The 17,538-nt window shown below is 71.7% G+C and carries 16 protein-coding genes; 10 read left to right on the top strand and 6 right to left on the bottom strand.

The window, feature by feature from the left end; genetic code table 11:
* Window positions 1-10: 10 nt before the first annotated feature.
* From ABZX85_RS01555 to ABZX85_RS01530, 6 genes are all read left to right on the top strand, one after another.
* The gene (locus tag ABZX85_RS01555) at window positions 11-1,819 is read left to right on the top strand and encodes a VgrG-related protein (RefSeq protein ID WP_355861495.1); all 1,809 of its coding nucleotides are present in this window, start codon (window positions 11-13) and stop codon (window positions 1,817-1,819) included.
* A 31-nt stretch (window positions 1,820-1,850) separates the two neighbouring features.
* Window positions 1,851-2,168, top strand: a complete 318-nt coding sequence (locus ABZX85_RS01550) for a PAAR domain-containing protein (RefSeq protein WP_355861493.1) — start codon at window positions 1,851-1,853, stop codon at window positions 2,166-2,168.
* A 57-nt stretch (window positions 2,169-2,225) separates the two neighbouring features.
* Window positions 2,226-2,648, top strand: a complete 423-nt coding sequence (locus ABZX85_RS01545) for a GPW/gp25 family protein (protein ID WP_355861491.1) — start codon at window positions 2,226-2,228, stop codon at window positions 2,646-2,648.
* On the top strand, window positions 2,648-4,603 hold the full coding sequence (locus ABZX85_RS01540; RefSeq protein WP_355861489.1) for a putative baseplate assembly protein: 1,956 nt from the start codon (window positions 2,648-2,650) through the stop codon (window positions 4,601-4,603). The genes ABZX85_RS01545 and ABZX85_RS01540 overlap by 1 nt, the downstream gene beginning before the upstream one ends.
* A 52-nt stretch (window positions 4,604-4,655) precedes the next feature.
* Complete coding sequence (locus tag ABZX85_RS01535; protein ID WP_355861487.1) at window positions 4,656-5,222, top strand: phage tail protein; 567 nt, start codon at window positions 4,656-4,658, stop codon at window positions 5,220-5,222.
* A gap of 1,273 nt (window positions 5,223-6,495) precedes the next feature.
* The gene (locus tag ABZX85_RS01530; protein ID WP_355861486.1) at window positions 6,496-7,071 is read left to right on the top strand and encodes a zinc ribbon domain-containing protein; all 576 of its coding nucleotides are present in this window, start codon (window positions 6,496-6,498) and stop codon (window positions 7,069-7,071) included.
* Between the two features lie 12 nt (window positions 7,072-7,083).
* Here ABZX85_RS01530 and ABZX85_RS01525 read toward each other — a convergent pair whose 3' ends face one another.
* The 3 genes from ABZX85_RS01525 to ABZX85_RS01515 form a co-directional block, all read right to left on the bottom strand.
* Complete coding sequence (locus ABZX85_RS01525) at window positions 7,084-7,659, bottom strand: Uma2 family endonuclease (RefSeq protein WP_355861484.1); 576 nt, start codon at window positions 7,657-7,659, stop codon at window positions 7,084-7,086.
* Window positions 7,660-7,721: 62 nt separating this feature from the next.
* Entirely contained in the window at window positions 7,722-7,916 is a 195-nt protein-coding gene (locus ABZX85_RS01520; RefSeq protein ID WP_355861482.1) for a DUF397 domain-containing protein, read from the bottom strand.
* On the bottom strand, window positions 7,913-8,779 hold the full coding sequence (locus ABZX85_RS01515) for a helix-turn-helix transcriptional regulator (RefSeq protein WP_355861480.1): 867 nt from the start codon (window positions 8,777-8,779) through the stop codon (window positions 7,913-7,915). Before ABZX85_RS01515 ends, ABZX85_RS01520 begins: the two co-directional genes overlap by 4 nt.
* Window positions 8,780-8,993: 214 nt before the next feature.
* Between ABZX85_RS01515 and ABZX85_RS01510 the strand changes: the two genes are divergently transcribed.
* Genes ABZX85_RS01510 through ABZX85_RS01500 form a run of 3 tightly spaced genes read left to right on the top strand, consistent with a single transcriptional unit; the run spans window position 8,994 to window position 10,229 of the window.
* Entirely contained in the window at window positions 8,994-9,362 is a 369-nt protein-coding gene (locus ABZX85_RS01510; RefSeq protein ID WP_355861478.1) for an ATP-binding protein, read from the top strand.
* Window positions 9,352-9,684, top strand: coding sequence for a hypothetical protein (locus tag ABZX85_RS01505; RefSeq protein WP_355861476.1), 333 nt, complete (start codon window positions 9,352-9,354; stop codon window positions 9,682-9,684). Before ABZX85_RS01510 ends, ABZX85_RS01505 begins: the two co-directional genes overlap by 11 nt.
* Entirely contained in the window at window positions 9,681-10,229 is a 549-nt protein-coding gene (locus ABZX85_RS01500; RefSeq protein ID WP_355861474.1) for an ATP-binding protein, read from the top strand. Before ABZX85_RS01505 ends, ABZX85_RS01500 begins: the two co-directional genes overlap by 4 nt.
* On the opposite strand, the gene ABZX85_RS01495 is transcribed toward ABZX85_RS01500, so the two are convergent.
* Entirely contained in the window at window positions 10,219-10,776 is a 558-nt protein-coding gene (locus tag ABZX85_RS01495) for a TetR/AcrR family transcriptional regulator (RefSeq protein WP_355861472.1), read from the bottom strand. The genes ABZX85_RS01500 and ABZX85_RS01495 overlap by 11 nt on opposite strands.
* A gap of 95 nt (window positions 10,777-10,871) precedes the next feature.
* Between ABZX85_RS01495 and ABZX85_RS01490 the strand changes: the two genes are divergently transcribed.
* The gene (locus ABZX85_RS01490; protein WP_355861470.1) at window positions 10,872-12,209 is read left to right on the top strand and encodes an MDR family MFS transporter; all 1,338 of its coding nucleotides are present in this window, start codon (window positions 10,872-10,874) and stop codon (window positions 12,207-12,209) included.
* Window positions 12,210-12,273: 64 nt separating this feature from the next.
* Here ABZX85_RS01490 and ABZX85_RS01485 read toward each other — a convergent pair whose 3' ends face one another.
* Both ABZX85_RS01485 and scy read right to left on the bottom strand, forming a co-directional pair.
* Complete coding sequence (locus ABZX85_RS01485; protein ID WP_355861468.1) at window positions 12,274-13,212, bottom strand: cellulose-binding protein; 939 nt, start codon at window positions 13,210-13,212, stop codon at window positions 12,274-12,276.
* A 215-nt stretch (window positions 13,213-13,427) separates the two neighbouring features.
* Window positions 13,428-17,276: a polarized growth protein Scy gene (gene scy, locus ABZX85_RS01480; protein ID WP_355861466.1), complete on the bottom strand. Its 3,849-nt coding sequence runs from the start codon at window positions 17,274-17,276 to the stop codon at window positions 13,428-13,430.
* Between the last annotated feature and the right edge of the window lie 262 nt (window positions 17,277-17,538).

Genomic DNA, 17,538 nt, shown 5'->3' with positions numbered 1-17,538 from the left:
CGGAGGGGCCGTGGCTGAGCGTGGGGGGCGGGCCTTCGCGGCCGACCCCGTCATCGAGACCCCCGGCGAACTGCCGCCCATCTGGGCCGCGCAGGTGGTGAGTTGTGTCGTCGACGAGAACGTGGGGCTGCCGGACGCCGCCGTCATCACCTTCCGCGACCCCGACCACGAGTTCCTCGCCGCGACCGGCATCACCATCGGCACCCCGCTGCGCGTCTCCGTCGTCACCGTCTCCGGGCAGGCCCGCGAGCGGCTGTTCAACGGCGAGGTGACGGCCCTGGAGATCGACCGGGACCGCACCGGCTCCTTCACCGTCGTGCGCGCCTATTCCAAGGCGCACCGCCTCCAGCGGGGCCGCAAGGTCGTCGCCTTCCGGAACATGACCGCCTCCGCGATCGTGCGAAAGGTCGCCGCCGGGGCGGGACTTGCCGTCGGGACCGTCGAGGCCGCCCCGATCACCTACCAGCAGCTCTCCCAGGCGAACGTCTCCGACTGGGACTTCCTCCAGTTCCTGGCCGGCGAGAGCGGTGCCCAAGTCCGGGTGGACGACAAGGGGTTGCTCCAGTTCACCAAGCCGAAGAAGGCGTCCGGCGCGCCCTCGCCGTCGACTTCGGCCGTCCGCAACCCGCTGGTCCTGGAGTACGGCCGCAACCTGATCGCGCTGAACGCCTCCCTGTCGGCCGCCGACGGCGCCTCCCAGGTGGAGGTGCGGGGGTGGGACGTCACCAACAAGAAACCCCTCAAGTCCCCCAAGCCGTCGGTCGTCAGCGACACCGTGGTGCCGGGTCTGGCACCGCAGTTCGCCGCCCGGTTCGGCGCGTCCAAGCTGACGGTCACCGACACGCCCTACCGCACGCTCGCCGAGACGAACGCCGTCGCCGACGCGGTCGCCGACCAAGTCAGCGCCGGGTTCGCCGAGTTGGAGGTCCTCGCCGAGGGCAACCCGCTGCTGCGGGCCGGTAAACCGGTCGCGCTCGGCAATGTCGGGCAGGCGTTCTCCGGCAAGTACACGGCGACGGCCGTCCAGCACGTCCTCGAACCGCACGGCGGCTACCGGACGCGGCTGTGGGTCAGCGCCAGCCCCGACCGGTCCGTCACCGGCCTGGTCACCGGCGCCAACGCGCCCTCCCGGGGCCCCCGGATGCCGGGGCTCGCGATCGGTGTCGTCACCGACGTCCGTGACCCGGCGGGCGGCGAGCGCGGTGCCGTACGGCTCAAGTTCCCCTGGCTGGACGACACTTACGTCACCGACTGGGTGCGGACCGTGCAGTGGGGCGGCAAGGGCGGCGGGGGTGTCGTGAGCCCCGAGGTCAACGACGAGGTGCTCGTCGGCTTCGAACAGGGCCTGCTGGACAGCCCGTACGTCATCGGCGGCCTCTACAACGGCGTGGACCAGCCCTCCCCGCACGACGTCCCGCTCATCGACAAGACCAGCGGCAAGGTCAACCGCCGTTCCGTGGTGTCCCGTTCGGGGCACCGGGTCGAACTCCTCGACGCGCGGGCCCCCGGCCCCTCCGGGGTGCGGCTGCGGACCGCCGACGAGCGGCTCGAAGTCTTCCTCGACGACCGGCGCGACCGTATCGAACTGACCGTGTACGCGAACGGGAAGCAGACGCTGACGTCCGTCGTCCTCGACAAGAAGGGGATCACCCTCGACGCGGGGCGGGGGGACGTGAACGTGTCCGGGCGGACCGTGAACCTCGACGGCACGAACATGAACATCAACGGCCAGAACGTGAACATCAAGGCCAAGGCCCGCGCGACCGTGGACGGCGGGCTGCTCGGTGTCCTCAGGGCCAAGATGATCCGGATCAACTGACGCCGCACCGCGCGTACTTAAGGAGAGTCCCATGCCGGCCGCAGCTCGTACCGGTGACCCCACCGACCACGGCGGGGTGATCGCCACACCGCCGCCCGGCGCCGCGGCGTCCGTGCTGACCGTCCTCATCGGCGGCCGTCCGGCAGCTGTCGTCGGCAGCCTCCACACCTGCGCGATGCCGCCGCACCTCGCCCTCGGCCCGGCCAACGTCATCATCCCGAACCCGGCCGGTCTCACCTCCGGAATCGTCCTCATCGGCGGGCTGCCCGCCGCGAAGGCCCGCGACAAGACGGCGTGCGGGGCGTCGATCCTGACGGGGGCGATGAACGTGCTGATCGGAGGCATGTGATGAACACGCCTGAGGAAAGGGGCCGTTGATGAACGGGCCTACGAGAGGCGGCCGTCGGTGAACGAGCGTTTCATCGGCCGGGGTTGGGCCTTCCCCCTCCGGGTCGGCCCCACCGGCGGCATCGCCATGGTCGAGAAGGACCGGGAGATCGAGGAGGCCATCCGGCTCGTCCTCGGCACCGCCCCCGGCGAGCGGCCGATGCGCCCCGAGTTCGGCTGCGGCATCCACGAGTACGTCTTCGCCCCCGGCGACGGCGCGACCGCCGGCCGGATCGCCCAGCAGGTCCGCGAGGCCCTGGAACGCTGGGAGCCGCGCATCGCCGTCGACGAGGTCGTCGTCGCGTACGACGCCGTCGAGGCCGGCACCCTCTACATCGACGTGCACTACACCGTGCGCTCCACCAACGACCGGCGCAACCTGGTCTTCCCCTTCTACACGATCCCCTCCGAGGAGGGGGCCGAGGAAATGGTCGCCGACTGATGGCCCTCCCCTCCCCGAACCTGGACGACCGGCGTTTCCAGCAACTCGTCGACGAGGCGAAGCGGTACGTCCAGCAGCGCGCGCCCGAGTGGACCGACCACAACGTCTCCGACCCGGGCGTCACCCTCATCGAGACGTTCGCCTACCTCGTCGACCAGCTGCTGTACCGGCTGAACCGGGTCCCGGACAAGAACTACACCGCGTTCCTCGACCTGTTGGACATCCGCCTCTTCCCGCCGACGGCGGCCGGCGCCGAGGTCGACTTCTGGCTCTCGGCCCCCCAGCCCGACACGGTCACCCTGCCCCCGGGCACCGAGGTGACCACCGCCGGCGGCGAGGGCGACGACGAGGTCGTCTTCGCGACCGTCGACGAACTCCGCATCGTCCCCAGCGAGTTGGTCCGGCTCGTCACCGCGCCCAGGACCGGCGAGCAGACCGACCGGACCCGCACCCTCGCCGACGGCGGCGACGTCCCCGCCTTCCAGGCGACACCGGAACCGGGCGACGCGCTCCTCTTCGGTCTGCCGACGGCCGTGCCCCGCTGCATAGTCGCCGTCAATCTGGACAGCCGCGTCGAGGGCATCGGCGTCGACCCGCGCCAGCCCCCGCTGGTGTGGGAGGCGTGGGACGGGGCGCGCTGGCAGGAGTGCCAGACCGGCTCCGACACGACCGGCGGGCTCAACCGGCCCGGCGAGGTCGTCCTCCATGTCCCCGCCGGACACACCGCGTCCGTCGTCGGCGGGACCCGGGCCGGCTGGCTGCGGTGCCGGGTCACCGAGGCCGAGCCGGGACAGCCGTTCTACTCCGAGTCGCCGACCGTCCGCGAGGCGACGGTCTTCACCATCGGCGGCACGATGTCCGTCGAACACGCCGAGACCGTCCTCGACGTGCCGCTCGGGGTGTCCGAAGGCGTCGCCGGGCAGTCGTTCCGGCTAGCCCGGCCCCCGGTCCTCCTCGACGGCGGCCCGCCCGAGGTCGAGGTGTCCTCCGCCGAGGGCTGGCGGCGCTGGGAGGTCGTCGACCACTTCGGACGGTCCGGGCCCGACGACCGGCACGTCCGAGTCGACGCCACCACAGGGGAGTTCACGTTCCCGCCGGTCCTGCGGGAACAGGACGGCACACTGCGGCAGTGCGGCGCCGTACCGCCCAAGGGGGCACAGATCCGGGTCGCCCGCTACCGCACCGGCGGCGGCCCGGCGGGGAACGTGGCGCGGGGCGCGATCTCCGTGCTGCGCAGCTCCGTTCCGTACGTCGCCAGTGTCGGCAACCGGGAGGCCGCGCTCGGCGGGGTCGCGGGGGAGACCCTCGACAACGCCCGGCTCCGCGCCCCGCAGGCCCTGCGCATGCAGGAACGCGCCGTCACCGCCGAGGACTACGAGATCCTCGCCCGCCAGGCCGCGCCCTCCGTCCGCCGGGTCCGCTGCCTGCCCGCCGGGGACGAACCCGGCGCCGTACGCGTCCTCGTCGTGCCCGACGCCGTCTCCGACGAGGGGGACGACCGGCTGCGCTTCGAGCAACTCATCCCGTCCGAGCAGGTGTTGACGGCGATCACCCGCACGCTCGACGAACGGCGCCTGATCGGGACGCGGTTGATGGTCGAACCCCCCGTGTACCAGGGCGTGACCGTGGTGGCCCGGTTCGCTGCGCCGGCGTCCGAGGTGGACCGCGTCCGCGAAACGGCCCTCGACGCCCTCTTCCGCTACCTCAACCCCCTCGACGGCGGCCCCGACGGCACCGGTTGGCCCTTCGGCCGGCCCGTCCAGTACGGCGAGATCTTCGGCGTCCTCCAACAGGCCACCGGCAACGTGCTGGTGGAGGACGTCCGGCTGTTCGCGGCCGACCCGATCACCGGCCGCCGGGGCACCCCGACCGACCGGATCGACGTCGGTCCGGGGGCGCTGGTGTTCTCGTACCAGCACCAAGTGGTCGTCACGGAACTGGGGATCGGCGGATGAGCATCCCAACCAGCCTGTCCAGTACGTCAGTTGCCCCGGCGGAGGCGCGGACATGACCCGTGCCGCCGTCCCCGGCCTCTCCAGCAGGTACCCCATCGGGGAGCAACTGCCCGCGCTCTACGCCGACGACGACTTCGCGCAACGCTTCACCGCCGGGCTCGACACCGTCCTGGCACCCGTCTTCGCGACCCTCGACAACCTGGCCGCGTACCTCGATCCACGCGTCGCCCCCGCCGACTTCGTCGACTGGCTGGCGTCCTGGGTGGGCGCCGGGTCCGACCCCCGCTGGCCCGTCGAACTCCGGCGGGAGGCGGTCGCCCGCGCGGTCGAACTGCACCGGTGGCGGGGCACCCGACGAGGTCTCACCGAGGCACTGCGCCTCGCCCTCGGCGTCCACGCGGAGGTCACCGGGGACGGGGGAGCGGCCTGGTCCTCGACGCCGGGCACCCCCCTCCCGCCCGCCTCGTCCGACACGGGCCCCCTGGTCACGGTCCACCCCGACGGGGACGCCCCCGTCGACCCCGCCCGCGTCCACGCGATCGTCCGCGCCATGTGTCCCGTCCACACCCTCTGCCGGGTCGAGATCCTCCCCGGCCCATCCACCGACGAAGGGAGGTGACGCCATGCGTGCGTGTCCCGCATGCGGGGCGTCCAACGGGCCGACAGATGACTTCTGCGGCAACTGCGGGACGTATTTGGGGTGGTCGGAGAGCGCGGGGCGACCGGTCCGCCCGGAACCGTCAACGGCCTTCCCGGAAACGGCCGTCCCGGAAACGGCTGTTCCGGAGGCCGGTGGGCCAGGGGCGGCTGATTCGGGGGCAGTTGCTCCGGAGACGGCCGCGGCGGTGGCGCCTGTGTCGGGGACGTCTGCTTCGGGGGCGCCTGCTTCTGAGGTGGCCGCGTCGGGGGTGGCTGCCCCGGAGACGGCTGCTTCGGAGGGGGCTGCTTCTGAGGTGGCCGCCTCGCAGACCTCCGCTCCGGACAGGGCCGTTCCGGAGACGTCCGGCACGGTGAACTCCGGTTCGGGTGACTCCGGTTCGGGGATGGCGGGTTCGGATACGGCGGGTTCGGGCTCGGCCGGTTCACGTACGGCTGCTGCCGATACGACGGTGTCGAGCGCGCCGGCGCCGAGTGGACCAGTGCCGAGCGGACCGGCTGTGGCGGAGCCGGCGCCCCCGGCCCCGTCCGCTGCGGAAGCCCCCACTGCGGAACCGGCCTCGCGGCAGGAGCCGTCCGCTTCGAGCACGCCAGGTTCGGGCACGCCCACTTCCGGCACGCCCGCTGCGGGCACCCCGGCAGCGGAGAGCCCCGTACCGAGCACGACGGAGCCGACCCCACCCCCACAGTCACCCCCGCCCCCGGCGGAACCCCCCACCCCCCGCACCTCCTCCCTCCGCGCCCGCCTGACCTCCCGCACCCGGAACCAGCCGCCACAGCAGCCGCCCGCGCCCGAGGAACCCCCCTCCACCCCGCCGACGCCTGCGCCCCCCACCCCCTCGGCACCCCCACAACCCACCCAACCCCCGCCCTCCACGCAGCCGCAGCCTCCCACCCAACCCCCAGCCTCCACGCAGCCGCAGCCGCAGCCGCAGCCGCAGCCGCAACCCCCCACCCAACCCCCAGCCCCCATACGCCCCACCCTCAGCACCCCACCCCCCCGACCCCCCACCGCACCCGCCCCCGAAACCCCCGCCCCCATCCAACCCGTCCTCCCCGCGAAAGCGGCCACCCCCCGCCCCACGGTCCGCCCCGTCCCGGTCGCGGACGAGATCACCGGCCCGCCGTGTCCCGTCTGCGGCACCCCCAACCCCCCGGGCCGCCGCTTCTGCCGGCGCTGTGCGGCCCCGCTGACCGTCACCGAGAGCGCGGCTCCGCTCCCGTGGTGGCGGACGGTGTGGCCGTTCAACCGACGGGTCCGCGCCAGCTCCGGCCGGCTGACCCGCTTCCTCGTGATCCTCGCCGTCCTCCTCGCGCTCTGCGCCGCGGGCTTCTTCTTCCTCCCGGCGGGCCGCGCCCTCTTCGAGGACACCAGGGACAAGCTCGGCAAGGCCCAGGCGATCACCCCGGTGGAGATCAAGGCGTCCACCCAGAACGCCGACCACCCCCCGACCAACACCTCGGACGGCATCCGCAACAACTACTGGGGCACCACCCCGGGTTCCACCATCACCTACACCTTCCGCGCCCCCTTCCGCCTGGTCACCACGATCATCACCAACGGCGCGGGCGTGGCCCCCAAGGAGTACAACGCCCAGGCCCGAGCCCTGGAGTTCACCCTCGAAGTGACCACCCCCTCCGGCGAGAAGCACACCAAAAAGCTCACCCTCGACGACAAACCCGGCCCCCAGACCTTCACCACAGCCTTCAGCGACGTCAAAACCGTCACCCTGACCCTGAACACCCCCTCCGGCCTCACCCAGGGCCGCCAACTGGCGCTGGCAGAGGTGGAGTTCTTCAAACGGGCCTGAACACAGGCCAGTTCAGTACGCGAGGGCTGCGAGGTCGATGTCCAGCGGAAAGGGGACGGAGACCTTCAGCCGCTCGCGGTGAATGCCGGTGGGGACGTAGGCGTTGGTCACGGTGTCGAGTTCGTAGACGTGGACGACGAACTCGCCCTCCCCTTCTTCCTCGATGCGCCAGAAGTTCGGGATACCGGCCTGCGCATACTTGAACGGCTTGATGGACCGGTCACGAGCCGCCGACTCCGGCGAGGCGACCTCGACGATCAGCGGGACGTCCTCAGGGGCGAACCAGGTGCGGTCGCGTTCGCAGGGAGCGGTGGTGACGAGGATGTCGGGCTCGGTGCGGCTCTGCTTGTCGAGGCGGACGGTCATCTGCCGTACGACAGTGAGCCCGGCGGGAGCGGCCTGCACCAGAGCGGAGGCCATCTCCGAGGTGACCCGCGAACACCACTGCTGCTGCGGCAGCAACCTGAAGATCAGCGCCCCGTCGATGAGTTCGATGTGCTTCGGCGCCTCGGGCAAGTGATCGAGGTCATCGGCCTCCCAGCCAGTCAGCCGGGGCGGCGTCGTCCAGTCGGGGAGCTCTTCGGTCACGGCTTCCTTTGGGTGGTCGCCGACGGGGAGTGTGGTTGCTCGGGTGTCGGCGACCGGGGTGGTCAGAGGGTGCGGAGGAAGGTGGCCCAGGGGGAGGGGGGGAAGGTGAGGTTCGGGCCGGTGGGGGTTTTGCTGTCGCGGAGGGCGTGGGTGCCGTCGGGGAGGATGGCTGTCTCCACGCAGTTGTCGTTGTGACCGGAGTACGAGGACTTGCTCCATATCAGGGCAGCGGTCGCGGGCTGTATGTCTGGCTTCATCGATCCTTCATGTGGTTGATGGCGTCCTGGATGAGCGCCCGGGACTTGCTGACGTTCGCGGCGGCCACATTCAGCCGTCGGAAGAGTGTGGTGTACGCCTGTACGTCCTTCTCCTCCTCGTGGAACAGGCTGGTGGTCGCCGCCTCGGTGTAGGCGAGGTCGCTCTCCACCAGTCCGGGGAAACTCATGATGACGAACGGGCCCACCAGGCAGGCGCTGAGGGGGTCTTCGCGCGGCAGGACCTGAAGCTCGATGTTCTGTTTCCTGCTGGCGTCGATCAGGGATTCGAGCTGGGCGCGCATGACTTCGGGATCGGCGACCTGGTGGTAGAGCACGCTCTCGGTGATGATCCCCCAGAGGCGCAGCGGATTGTCCCTGGTCAGGATGTTCCTGCGCTCTCGTCGGACCTCGATGCCCGTTTTGATCTCTTCCTCGGTGGCTTCGGGAGCCTGGAGCCTGATGAGGGCCTCGGTGTAGTCCGGGATCTGGAGGAGGCCGGGCACCATGCTGGTCTCGACGTTGTAGATCTCCGAGGCGTCGGACTCGACGGCGGCGTACGTCGCGTAGGCCGGTTCGATCACGTCCGTGTGCTGATTCCACCAGCCCTTCTGCTTGGCCTCGCGGGCCAGCTTCTCCAGGGCGGCGCGTTCGGTCGGGTTGGTGACGTTGTAGGCGTCCAGCAAGGCGCGCAAGTCGGGGAGCCGGATGCCGGACTGGTAGTTCTCGATGCGTCCGATCTTGGACTCCGCCGACCCCAGCACCTTGGCGGCGTCGGCGTGTGTCAGCCCCGCAGCGGTCCGCAGTCCTCGGAGCGTGCGGGCGAGTCGCCTCTGACGGAACGTCGGGTTGGGCTTGTTGGGCACAGGTTGAGCCGCCTTCCTGCTTCTTCTCGCAGGCCAAGTGTGCCGTCCACCTCGCACTACGAGCAACTAGTTTTGGTGACTCACCAAAATGATGACTTGACAGTTCGCTGACTACCTAGCGTACCGTGCTCGTTACGACAGTGTCCGCGTAAGGGGACCAACTATGGCTGAAGTCAAGTTGTTTCAGGTGTGGTACCGGAGGATTCGCCCGTCCGTGTCCATCGCTCGCGGCAAGGCGCGTTCCCTCTCGCTGGAGTGGGGCTTACCTCAGATCAGTGACCCTCTTGAATGGGTGGTCGGCGAACTCGTCACCAACGCTGTCATCCACGGCAGTGCCATGCGCGGCAGCCACGTCGCCGTGGCCTACCACCTCGACGGCAACCACCTCCGCGTCGAAGTCCGCGACGCCGCCACCGGCACCCCCCGCCTCACCCCTCCCCTCCGTGGCGACGAGGACGCCGGCCGGGGTCTCCACCTTGTCGCCGCCCTCACCGACGCCTGGGGTGTCGAGCGCAACGTCATCGGCAAGACCGTCTGGGCCCATCTCGCCGTCACCTCTGGGGAGCCGCCCGATGGACGGTGACGTGATCGTCGGCTACCTGCGCCGACTCGACGGCGTCGACGACGAGGCCGTCCGCCAACTCGTCCGTACCCTGCGGGACTTCGCCGACCTCAAGGGCCTCGTCCTGACGATGGTGTTCGTCGAGAGGGAACCCGGCCGCACCTCCACCCTGGGGACGATGACCCGGTACTGCCTGCGGCACGGCGTCCGGCGGGTCGTCGTACCGAGCGGCCTCCACCTCAACCGCCTCCCCGGACTCGCCTTCCTCTCCCGGGAGTTGCTCGCCCAGAGCATCGGCGGACAGGTCTGGATCGCGACGGAAGGCGAGGGTGAGGACACGTGACCGTCCCCCTCCTGGTCACCTCGGCCCGCCTCGTCGCCGCACCCCTCGCCGTCTCCGTCTCCCGCCTCGTCGTCCGGCACACCCTCAAGGTCTGGGATCTCGACGACCACACGGACACGGCGGGCCTGGTCATGAGTGAACTGGTCACGAACGCCGTCAAGGCGACGAACGACCCGCACGGAGTGATCGGCGTCCAACTCTGCGTTGTTGCGAGCAACTTGTACGTAGAGGTCTGGGACGCCAGGGCCGACATCCTCCCTGTACGCAAGCGTCCCGAATCCGACGCGGAAGGCGGACGCGGCCTCCTCCTGGTCGACGCCGTGGTCGAGACCTGGGGAGTCGACCCCTCCCGGGCGGGCGGCAAGGTCGTCTGGGCGGACCTGTCCCTCGGCCGGCCCCTGACCGCCCCGGCCTCCGGCGCACTCCACCCGCCGCTGCAACTCCCTCCCGGCAGCAGGGCGTTGTGGGGGAGGGCCGAGGAGCAGGCGAAACGAGCGCTGTACGAGCGGGTGTTGACGACGGTGGGGAACGCGGTCAGCTCCTGAGGACCAGCGGCAGGAACACGTCGTCCACGATCGCCGTCAGGTCCGGCTCCGTCACCCCCTCCAGGCTCACCAGCATGTCGTACCGCAACAGGTCGACCGGCAGACTGATGACCCGTCGCGGGAGGTCGGCGGTGGGGATCTCGCCCCGGGCGGCGGCCTGCGTGAGGAGTGTCGTCAGGACCGTCCGCATCGCCTCCGAGAAGTGCGGGTCCATGTCGGCGACCTCCGCGAGGAGGCCGCGGAAGACGTCCTGGCCGATCTCCCGTTGGCGGGACAGGGTGACGCGCAGGAGGGTGAGGACGTCCTCGCGGAGGGAGCCGGTGTCGGGGACGTGGTCGATGATCGAGCCGCTGCGGTGGCGGAGGGCGGCGACGACGAGTTCCGCGCGGTTGTTCCAGCGGCGGTAGAGGACCTGTTTGCCCGTGCGGGCTCGGGCCGCGACGCCCTCCATTGTCAGGTGGGGGTAGCCGACGGCCTGGAGTTCGGTCCAGGCGGCGTCGAGGAGGTCGGACTCCAGGGCGGCGCCCCGGCGGCGGGTGGGTTCCATGGGCGCTCCTCAGGAGACCTTGCGTCTCTTAACGGGGCCAGCCTATCGTCGGGAGAGGAGACGTTGCGTCTCTAAAGCTGACGCCAGGGGGCGCTGTGCCGGACACCGTCGTGCAGGACAGAGCCGAGCGGCTCGACCCCGCCGTACTGAAACTCGCCGCCGTCCTCGTCCTGGGCGCCCTCGCCCCCCTCCTCGACAGCACGATCGTCGCCGTCGCGATCCACACGCTGGGCCGGGACCTGGGCGTGTCCACGGCGGCCGTCCAGTGGGTCAGCACGGCGTACCTGCTGGCCCTCGCGACGGTCGTCCCGGTGAGTGGGTGGGCCGTGGAGCGGATCGGCGCGCGGAAGGTCTGGCTGGGGGCGCTCACGCTGTTCCTCGCGGGGTCCGTGCTGTGCGGACTCGCCTGGGACATCTGGTCGCTGGTCGCGTTCCGGGTCGTCCAGGGGATCGGCGGCGGGCTGCTGCTGCCCGTGCTCCAGACGGTGATCCTCAGGGCGTCCGGCGGGAAGAACGTGGGGCGGCTCATGGCCGTCGTCAGCCTGCCCGCGCTGGTCGGGCCGATCCTCGGTCCCGTCGTGGGCGCGCTCATCGTCGACCACCTCAGCTGGCGCTGGATCTTCTACGTCAACCTGCCGGTCTGCCTGCTCGCCCTGGCCCTCGCCCGGCGGACGCTGCCCCGCCAGGAGACCTCCCCGGGACACACCCTGGACGTCACCGGGCTCCTGCTCCTCTCCCCGGCCCTCGCCGCGCTCGTCTACGGCCTCTCCCAGGGCGGGGCCGCGCGAGCCGCCGCGCTGCCCGCCGGCGTCGTACTCCTCGCGGTCTTCGTCCGGCACGCGCTGCGCCGGGAGCAACCCCTCGTGGATCTACGGCTGTTGCGCAACCGTTCGCTGACGGTGTCGGCGGCCCTGATGTTCCTCAACGGGCTCACGCTGTACGGCGGGATGTTCCTGCTGCCCCTCTACTACCAGCAGCAGCGCGGCGCGGGCGTGCTGGCGGCGGGCCTGCTGATGGCGCCGCAGGGTGTGGGCAGCCTCCTCGCACGGGTCACCGGGCCCCTCGCGGACCGCCTCGGCCCCCGCCCCATGATGGTCACCGGCCTGCTCCTGACGGCCGTCACGACCCTCCCCTTCACCCTCGCCGACCCCCCGACCCCCCTGCTCGCGGCGGCCCTCCTCCTGCGCGGGCTCGGCATGAGCGCCGTCAACATCGCCGTGATGGTCGGCGCCTACGCGGACGTGCCCGCCGACCGCGTCCCCCACGCCAGCACGATCGTCCGCATCGTCCAGCAGCTCGGCGGCTCCTTCGGCACGGCCGTCCTCGCCGGCCTCCTCACCCACGGCTTCCCGTACGCGTTCGCGTGGGCCACCGGGTTCACGGTCCTCGCGTGCGCGGTGAGCGTGCTGTACCCCGTACGCGCACAAGCCTGAAGGGCGGCAGGACCACGAGTCCCACCGCCCCTCAGGCGATGTGCGACAAGAACGAACCCCGGAACTACCGGGACTGCTGGGCCGGAACCCCGCGGGAGATCGGCTCGTCGTCGACGACCGGCGCGCTCGCGGCGGCGACCGCGGCACCCGTGAGCGTCGCCAGCATCTCGCGGACGTTCGTCAGCTGCGCGTTGATCGAGTCGCGGCGGTTCGTGAGCGCCGCCAGCTCGCGCTCCGACTCCGAACGGATGCGGTCCGCCTTGGCGTTGGCGTCGGCGACGATGTCCTCGGACTGCCGCTGAGCCGTCTCGACCGTCTGCCGGGCCCGGCGCTCCGCGTCGGTGCGCAGCTTCTCGGCCTCGAGACGAAGCTGCTCGGCGCGGTGCTCGATCTCGGCGAGACGCTTCTCCGCCTTCTGCTGACGCGCCGCGAGGTCACGCTCCGACTGCTCACGCCGCTTCGCGAGGTTCGTCTCGAAGTCGGCGGCGGCCTGCGCGGCCTTCGCGCGGGTCTCCTCGAAGAGCGCGTCGGCCTCCTCACGCTTGGACTGCGCGTCCTTCTGGGCCTCGGAACGCAGCTGAGAGGCGTCGGACTTGGCCTTCTCGACGATCCGGACGCCCTCGTCCTCGGACTTGGCCTTGCGCTCCGCGGCGAACGACTCCGCGTCGTTGCGGACCTGCTGGGCCGCCGACTCGGCGAGCTCGCGGTGCTGCTCGGCCGCGCGGCGGGCCTCCTCGCGCAGGTCCTTCGCCTCTTCCTCGGCGAGGCGCAGGATCTTCTCGACGCGGGCACCGAGACCGGCGTAGGACGGCTCGGCGTCCGACACCTGCGCCTGCGCGTTCTGCGTTTCGAGGTGGAGTTCCTCGATGCGCTTCTCAAGCGCGGTGATCCGGGCCAGAGCGCTGTCGCGGTCGGAGACGAGCTTCGAGATGCGTTCGTCCACCTGAGCGCGGTCGTACCCACGCCGCACAAGCTCGAAGCCGTAGGGGGAAGTGTCGCTCATGGGGTTCCTGTCGAATGAGACCGGTGAGGTGATAGGTGGAATCCTAGGGGCCGAGGCGGTGTGTCATCGAGCGGATGCGTGTTTGATCTGGAGAATGACACCCCTTTTGAGTGGCCGGTCGGCAGCCGATTTATCGGAGAGTGGGGCAAAGTTCTCCAACCTCCTGCTGTCAACCGGTCAAATCCACCGGATTTCCTCCGAAGCTGCACACTCCGTCAGCTCTCCGTGGACTTACCACCCGAACGAGGGGACCCTACCGCCGCTCCCGCCTTGACGCCCCCGTCCTTCGCGGACGACGGGGCCTCGAAAGACTCCAACGCCTCAAGGACGTCCTGGACACGGGAGATTTCCGCCTGGATGTCCTCGCGCCGCCGGACCAGCACCTCCAGCTCGCGCTTGCCCTCCTCGACGCTGCGCATCGCCTCGCGGATCGCCTCGGCCTTCAACTCCTCGGCCTCGCGCACCAGCTGAGCCTTCTTCAGCTCGGCCTCCTTGAGCAGGCCCTCCGCCTTCTTGACCGCGGCGATCCGGACCTTTCCGGCCTCGGAGTTGGCCTCCGACACCAGCTCCTTCGCCTTCGCCTGGGCCTTGTTGAGCTGCTCCTCGGCGGCCGTGATGAGCGCGTCGCAGCGGTCGCCGGTCGCCTTCATCGTCTCCGCGGACTCGCGCCGGGCACGGTCGTGCAACTCTTCGATCTCGGACGTGATCCGGTCGCGCAGCTCCTGCGCGCGCTCCCTTATCGCCGTCGCGTCCCGGCGGGCGCCCACCAGCAGCTCGTCCGCGTCCGTACGGGCCCGCTCCACCCGGGAGTTGCCCTCGACGGTCGCCTCACCGATCAGCCGCTCGGCCTCCGCGCGGGCCGCGCCGACCATCGAGTCGGCCCGCTCCTCCGCGTCCGCGGTCGTCTTCAGCGCCTGCTCCTGCGCCTCCGTCAGCAGCTTGTCGACCTCGGCGGTCGTCTCCGTGATGAGCGTGTCGACCTGCTCGGCCGCCTCGGAACGCCGCTTGTTGGCCTCCCGGCGGACCTCGTCCATCGTCCGGTCGGCTTCCTCACGCGCGGAGTTGACGAGCCGTTCGGCCTCCGTCTCCGCGTCCGCGCGCTGGCGCGCCGACTCCGCCCGCATCCGCTCCGCGTGCTGCTGGGCCGAACCGACCGTCTCCGACGCCTCGGCCCGCATCCGCTCCGCGTCCGCGTGGGCGTCGCCGCGCACCCGGTCGACCTCGGCGGCCGTCTCCATCTGGAGCCGCTCCGCCTCCGCGAGGGTCTCCGACTGGAGCCGCTCCGCCTCGCCGCGCGCCTCGGTGATGAGGGTGTCGGCCTGCGTCGCCGCGTCCGACCGCATCCGGTTCGCGTCCTCGCGGGCCTCCGCCCGGGTCCGGGTCGCGTCCTGGTCGGCCTGCGCGATGGTGTCCGAGGCTTCCGTGCGCACCCGCTGGGCGTGCGCCGAGACCTCCGAGCGCAGCCGCTCGGCCTCCGCGATCGCCTCGCCGACCGTCCGCTCGGCCAGCGCCTGCGCGGCCTCCGACTCGTCCCGCGACTGCTGACGCACCCGTGAGGCGTCCTCGGCGGCCCGCTCCCGCTCCGCGTAGGCGTCGGCGCGGACCCGGTCCGCCTCCTCCTCGGCCTCGCGGCGGGTACGGTCCGCGACGTGCTCGGCGGCGGAGCGCAGCCCGGTGATCTCCTCCTGCGCCTGTTCGTGCAGCCCGGCCACCGAGTCCCGCACCTGCTGGGCGTGCTGCTCGGCGGCGGCGACCATCTCCGAGGCCCGCCGGTCCGCCTCCTCGACCAGCCGGACCGCCTCGGTCTGCGCGTCCTCGACCCGCTTGCGCGCCGACGCGAGGAGCTCCTCGCTCTGCTCGCGGGCCCGCTCCCGCTCCTGGTCGGCCTCCGAACGGGCCGCGCCGAGCGTCTCCTCGGCCTCACGCCGGCGCCGTACGGCCTCGTCCTGCGCGGCGGCCAGCGCGTCCGACGCCTCCTCGGCGAGCCGCTCGGCGGCGGCCTGCGCCTCGGCGCGGACCCGGTTCGCGGTGTCCTGGGCCTCCGACTTGAGGCGCTCCGCCTCGGCGGCGGCGTCCGACCGCAGCCGGATGGCGATGGACTCGCCCTCCGCGCGGGACGCGGACGCGTCGGCGGCGGCCTCGGTACGGAGCCGGTCCGCCTCGTCGGCGGCCTGCTGCTGGAGCGTACGGACCCGCTCGGCGGACTCCGCGCGCAGCCGGTCGTTCTCCTCGGAGGTCTCGCGGCGGATACGCGCCGCCTCCTCGCGGGCGTCCGTGAGGGCCTGCTCGGCGGAGGCGAGGCGGGTCTCCGCCTCGGTGTGCAGCCGGGTCAGCTCGTCGGCCGCCTCGGTCTGCCGGGCCGCTATGGCGCGTTCGGCGTCCTCCCGCAGCTCCCGCGCCGCGTCCTCCGCGTTCGCGGTGATCGTCTCCGCGAGACCGACCGCCTCGTCCCGCTGGCGCTCGGCCTCCGCGCGGGTGCGCTCCAGGGTCTCCTCGGCCTGCCGGCGCAGCGACGTCGCCCGCTCGATGGCCTCGGTGCGGACCTTCTCGCTGTCCGTCGTCGCCTTCTGGCGCAGCTCGTCCGCGTCGGCCTTCGCCTTGGACAGCAGCTCCTCGGCGCTCTTCGCGGCCTCCTCGATCTGCTGGACGGCCTCCTTACGGGCCTCCGCGCGGATCTTCTCGCCCTCGGCGACCGCCTCGGACCTGAGCTGCTCGGCCTCGCCGCGCAGCCGCCGCGCCTCCTCCTGGAGCTCGACGGTCTTGGCGCGGTACTCCTTCGTGTCGTCCTTCGCGGAGCCCTTGAGCTCCTCGGCGATGTCGTGCGCCTCGGCACGCAGCCGGTCCGCCTCCGCCTCGGCCTCCGAACGGACCCGCTCGGCCTCCTCGGCGGCGGCCGTGATCGTCCCCCGGGCGTCCTCCTGCGCTTTGTTCAGCACGTCCTCGGCCGTCTTCGCGGCCTTCGACAGCTGGGTGGCGCTCTCCTCGGCGGTGATCGTGCGGGCCTTCTCGGAGGCTTCCGCGACGATCTTCTCGGCCTCGGCACGGGCATCCGCGACGACCTGCTCGGCGTCCGACCGGGTGGCCTCGGCCTCCTTCGTCGCCTCCGTGACCAGCCGGGCCACCTGCTCCTTGGCGGTGCGGGTGCGCTGCTCGTTCGCGGACTCGGCGCTGGAGAGGGCCTTCTCGGCGGCGGTCTGGGCCTCGGCGAGAAGCTTCTCCGCCTCGGCCTGCGCCTTGCGCAGCGCCTCCTCGGCGTCCGCCATCCGCTGCTCGGCGGCGCGCGACAGCTCACCGGCCTGCCGACGGGCCGAGTCCGACTCGGACGCCGTCGACGTACGCAGCTGCTCCGCGTGGTCCGTGGCCTCCTGGGCCTGCGCGCCCGCCGCGTTCAGCAGGCGCTCCGCGTCCGTGCGGGCCCGCAGCACGATCTGCTCGGCCTCCGTGCGGGCCGCCTCGGCGTCGCTCGTGAGGCGCTGGCGGGCCTCGTTCGTCAGGCGCTCCGCCTCGGCGCGGGCCGCCGCGAGGGACTGCTCGGCCTCGCCCCGCGACTCGTCCATCAGCCGGCGGGCCTGCGCCTCCGAACGGGCGCGCAGCTGCTCGGCCCAGGCGACGTTCTCGTTGACGTGCGACTCGACGGTCTGGCGGCGCTCCGCCAGCTCCTGGTCGAGCTGCTGGCGCCGGGTGACGGCCTCCTGGTGCAGCTCCGCCTGGAGCCGGGCCGCGTTCTCCGCGTGCTCCTGGAGGATGCGCTGGGTCTGCGCCCGCGCCTGGCTCAGCTCGCGCTCGGCGTCCTGGCGCAACTGGTCGGCCTGCATCTGCGCATTGCGCAGCAGCTGGTCGGCCTGGTAGCCGATGTCGCCGCCGTCGAAGGCGGGCCGGGTCATGATGGTGCGCCGCGCCTCGTGCAGCTTGGCGCGCAGCACCTCGACCTGGTAGCCGAGGTCCTCGGCGTGCTGGATCGCCTTTTCCCGCTCGGTCTTCAGCCGTTTCATCTCGGCTTCGAACCGAGTGAGGTGGTCGACGTCAGCCGCCGGCTCTCGCTCCTGGCTCTCGTAGCCCCGCACTGCGCGGTCCCATCCGTCCCCTGGTCGCAAGCTTGTCCAACGAGCTCCCGGCCATCCGCCGGACGGGAACCCCCGGGGAATGGTGTCAGATCATCGGCGGACCGCGGACTCCCGTCCGCCTTCCGCACCCCCGAAACCCGGACCCCGGCGACCCGTCCGTCCATGCCGGCGCCTGCCTCGCGACGCCCGGCACGCACGCTCGCCGCGTTGCCGACAGGCCCTAGTAGCTCCGCTACGAGGACCTCTCGGCGCCTTGCGATCG

Source organism: Streptomyces sp. NPDC004539 (assembly GCF_040610055.1).
Lineage (GTDB): Bacteria > Actinomycetota > Actinomycetes > Streptomycetales > Streptomycetaceae > Streptomyces.
This window is presented reverse-complemented; position numbering and strand designations above follow the sequence as displayed.

Excerpts from the sequence above, each read along its gene's own strand:
- ABZX85_RS01550 (WP_355861493.1), top strand. The coding sequence starts at position 1,851 with ATGCCGGCCGCAGCTCGTACCGGTGACCCCACCGACCACGGCGGGGTG.
- ABZX85_RS01540 (WP_355861489.1), top strand. The coding sequence starts at position 2,648 with ATGGCCCTCCCCTCCCCGAACCTGGACGACCGGCGTTTCCAGCAACTC.
- ABZX85_RS01535 (WP_355861487.1), top strand. The coding sequence starts at position 4,656 with ATGACCCGTGCCGCCGTCCCCGGCCTCTCCAGCAGGTACCCCATCGGG.
- ABZX85_RS01520 (WP_355861482.1), bottom strand. The coding sequence starts at position 7,916 with ATGAAGCCAGACATACAGCCCGCGACCGCTGCCCTGATATGGAGCAAG.
- ABZX85_RS01505 (WP_355861476.1), top strand. The coding sequence starts at position 9,352 with ATGGACGGTGACGTGATCGTCGGCTACCTGCGCCGACTCGACGGCGTC.
- ABZX85_RS01495 (WP_355861472.1), bottom strand. The coding sequence starts at position 10,776 with ATGGAACCCACCCGCCGCCGGGGCGCCGCCCTGGAGTCCGACCTCCTC.
- ABZX85_RS01485 (WP_355861468.1), bottom strand. The coding sequence starts at position 13,212 with ATGAGCGACACTTCCCCCTACGGCTTCGAGCTTGTGCGGCGTGGGTAC.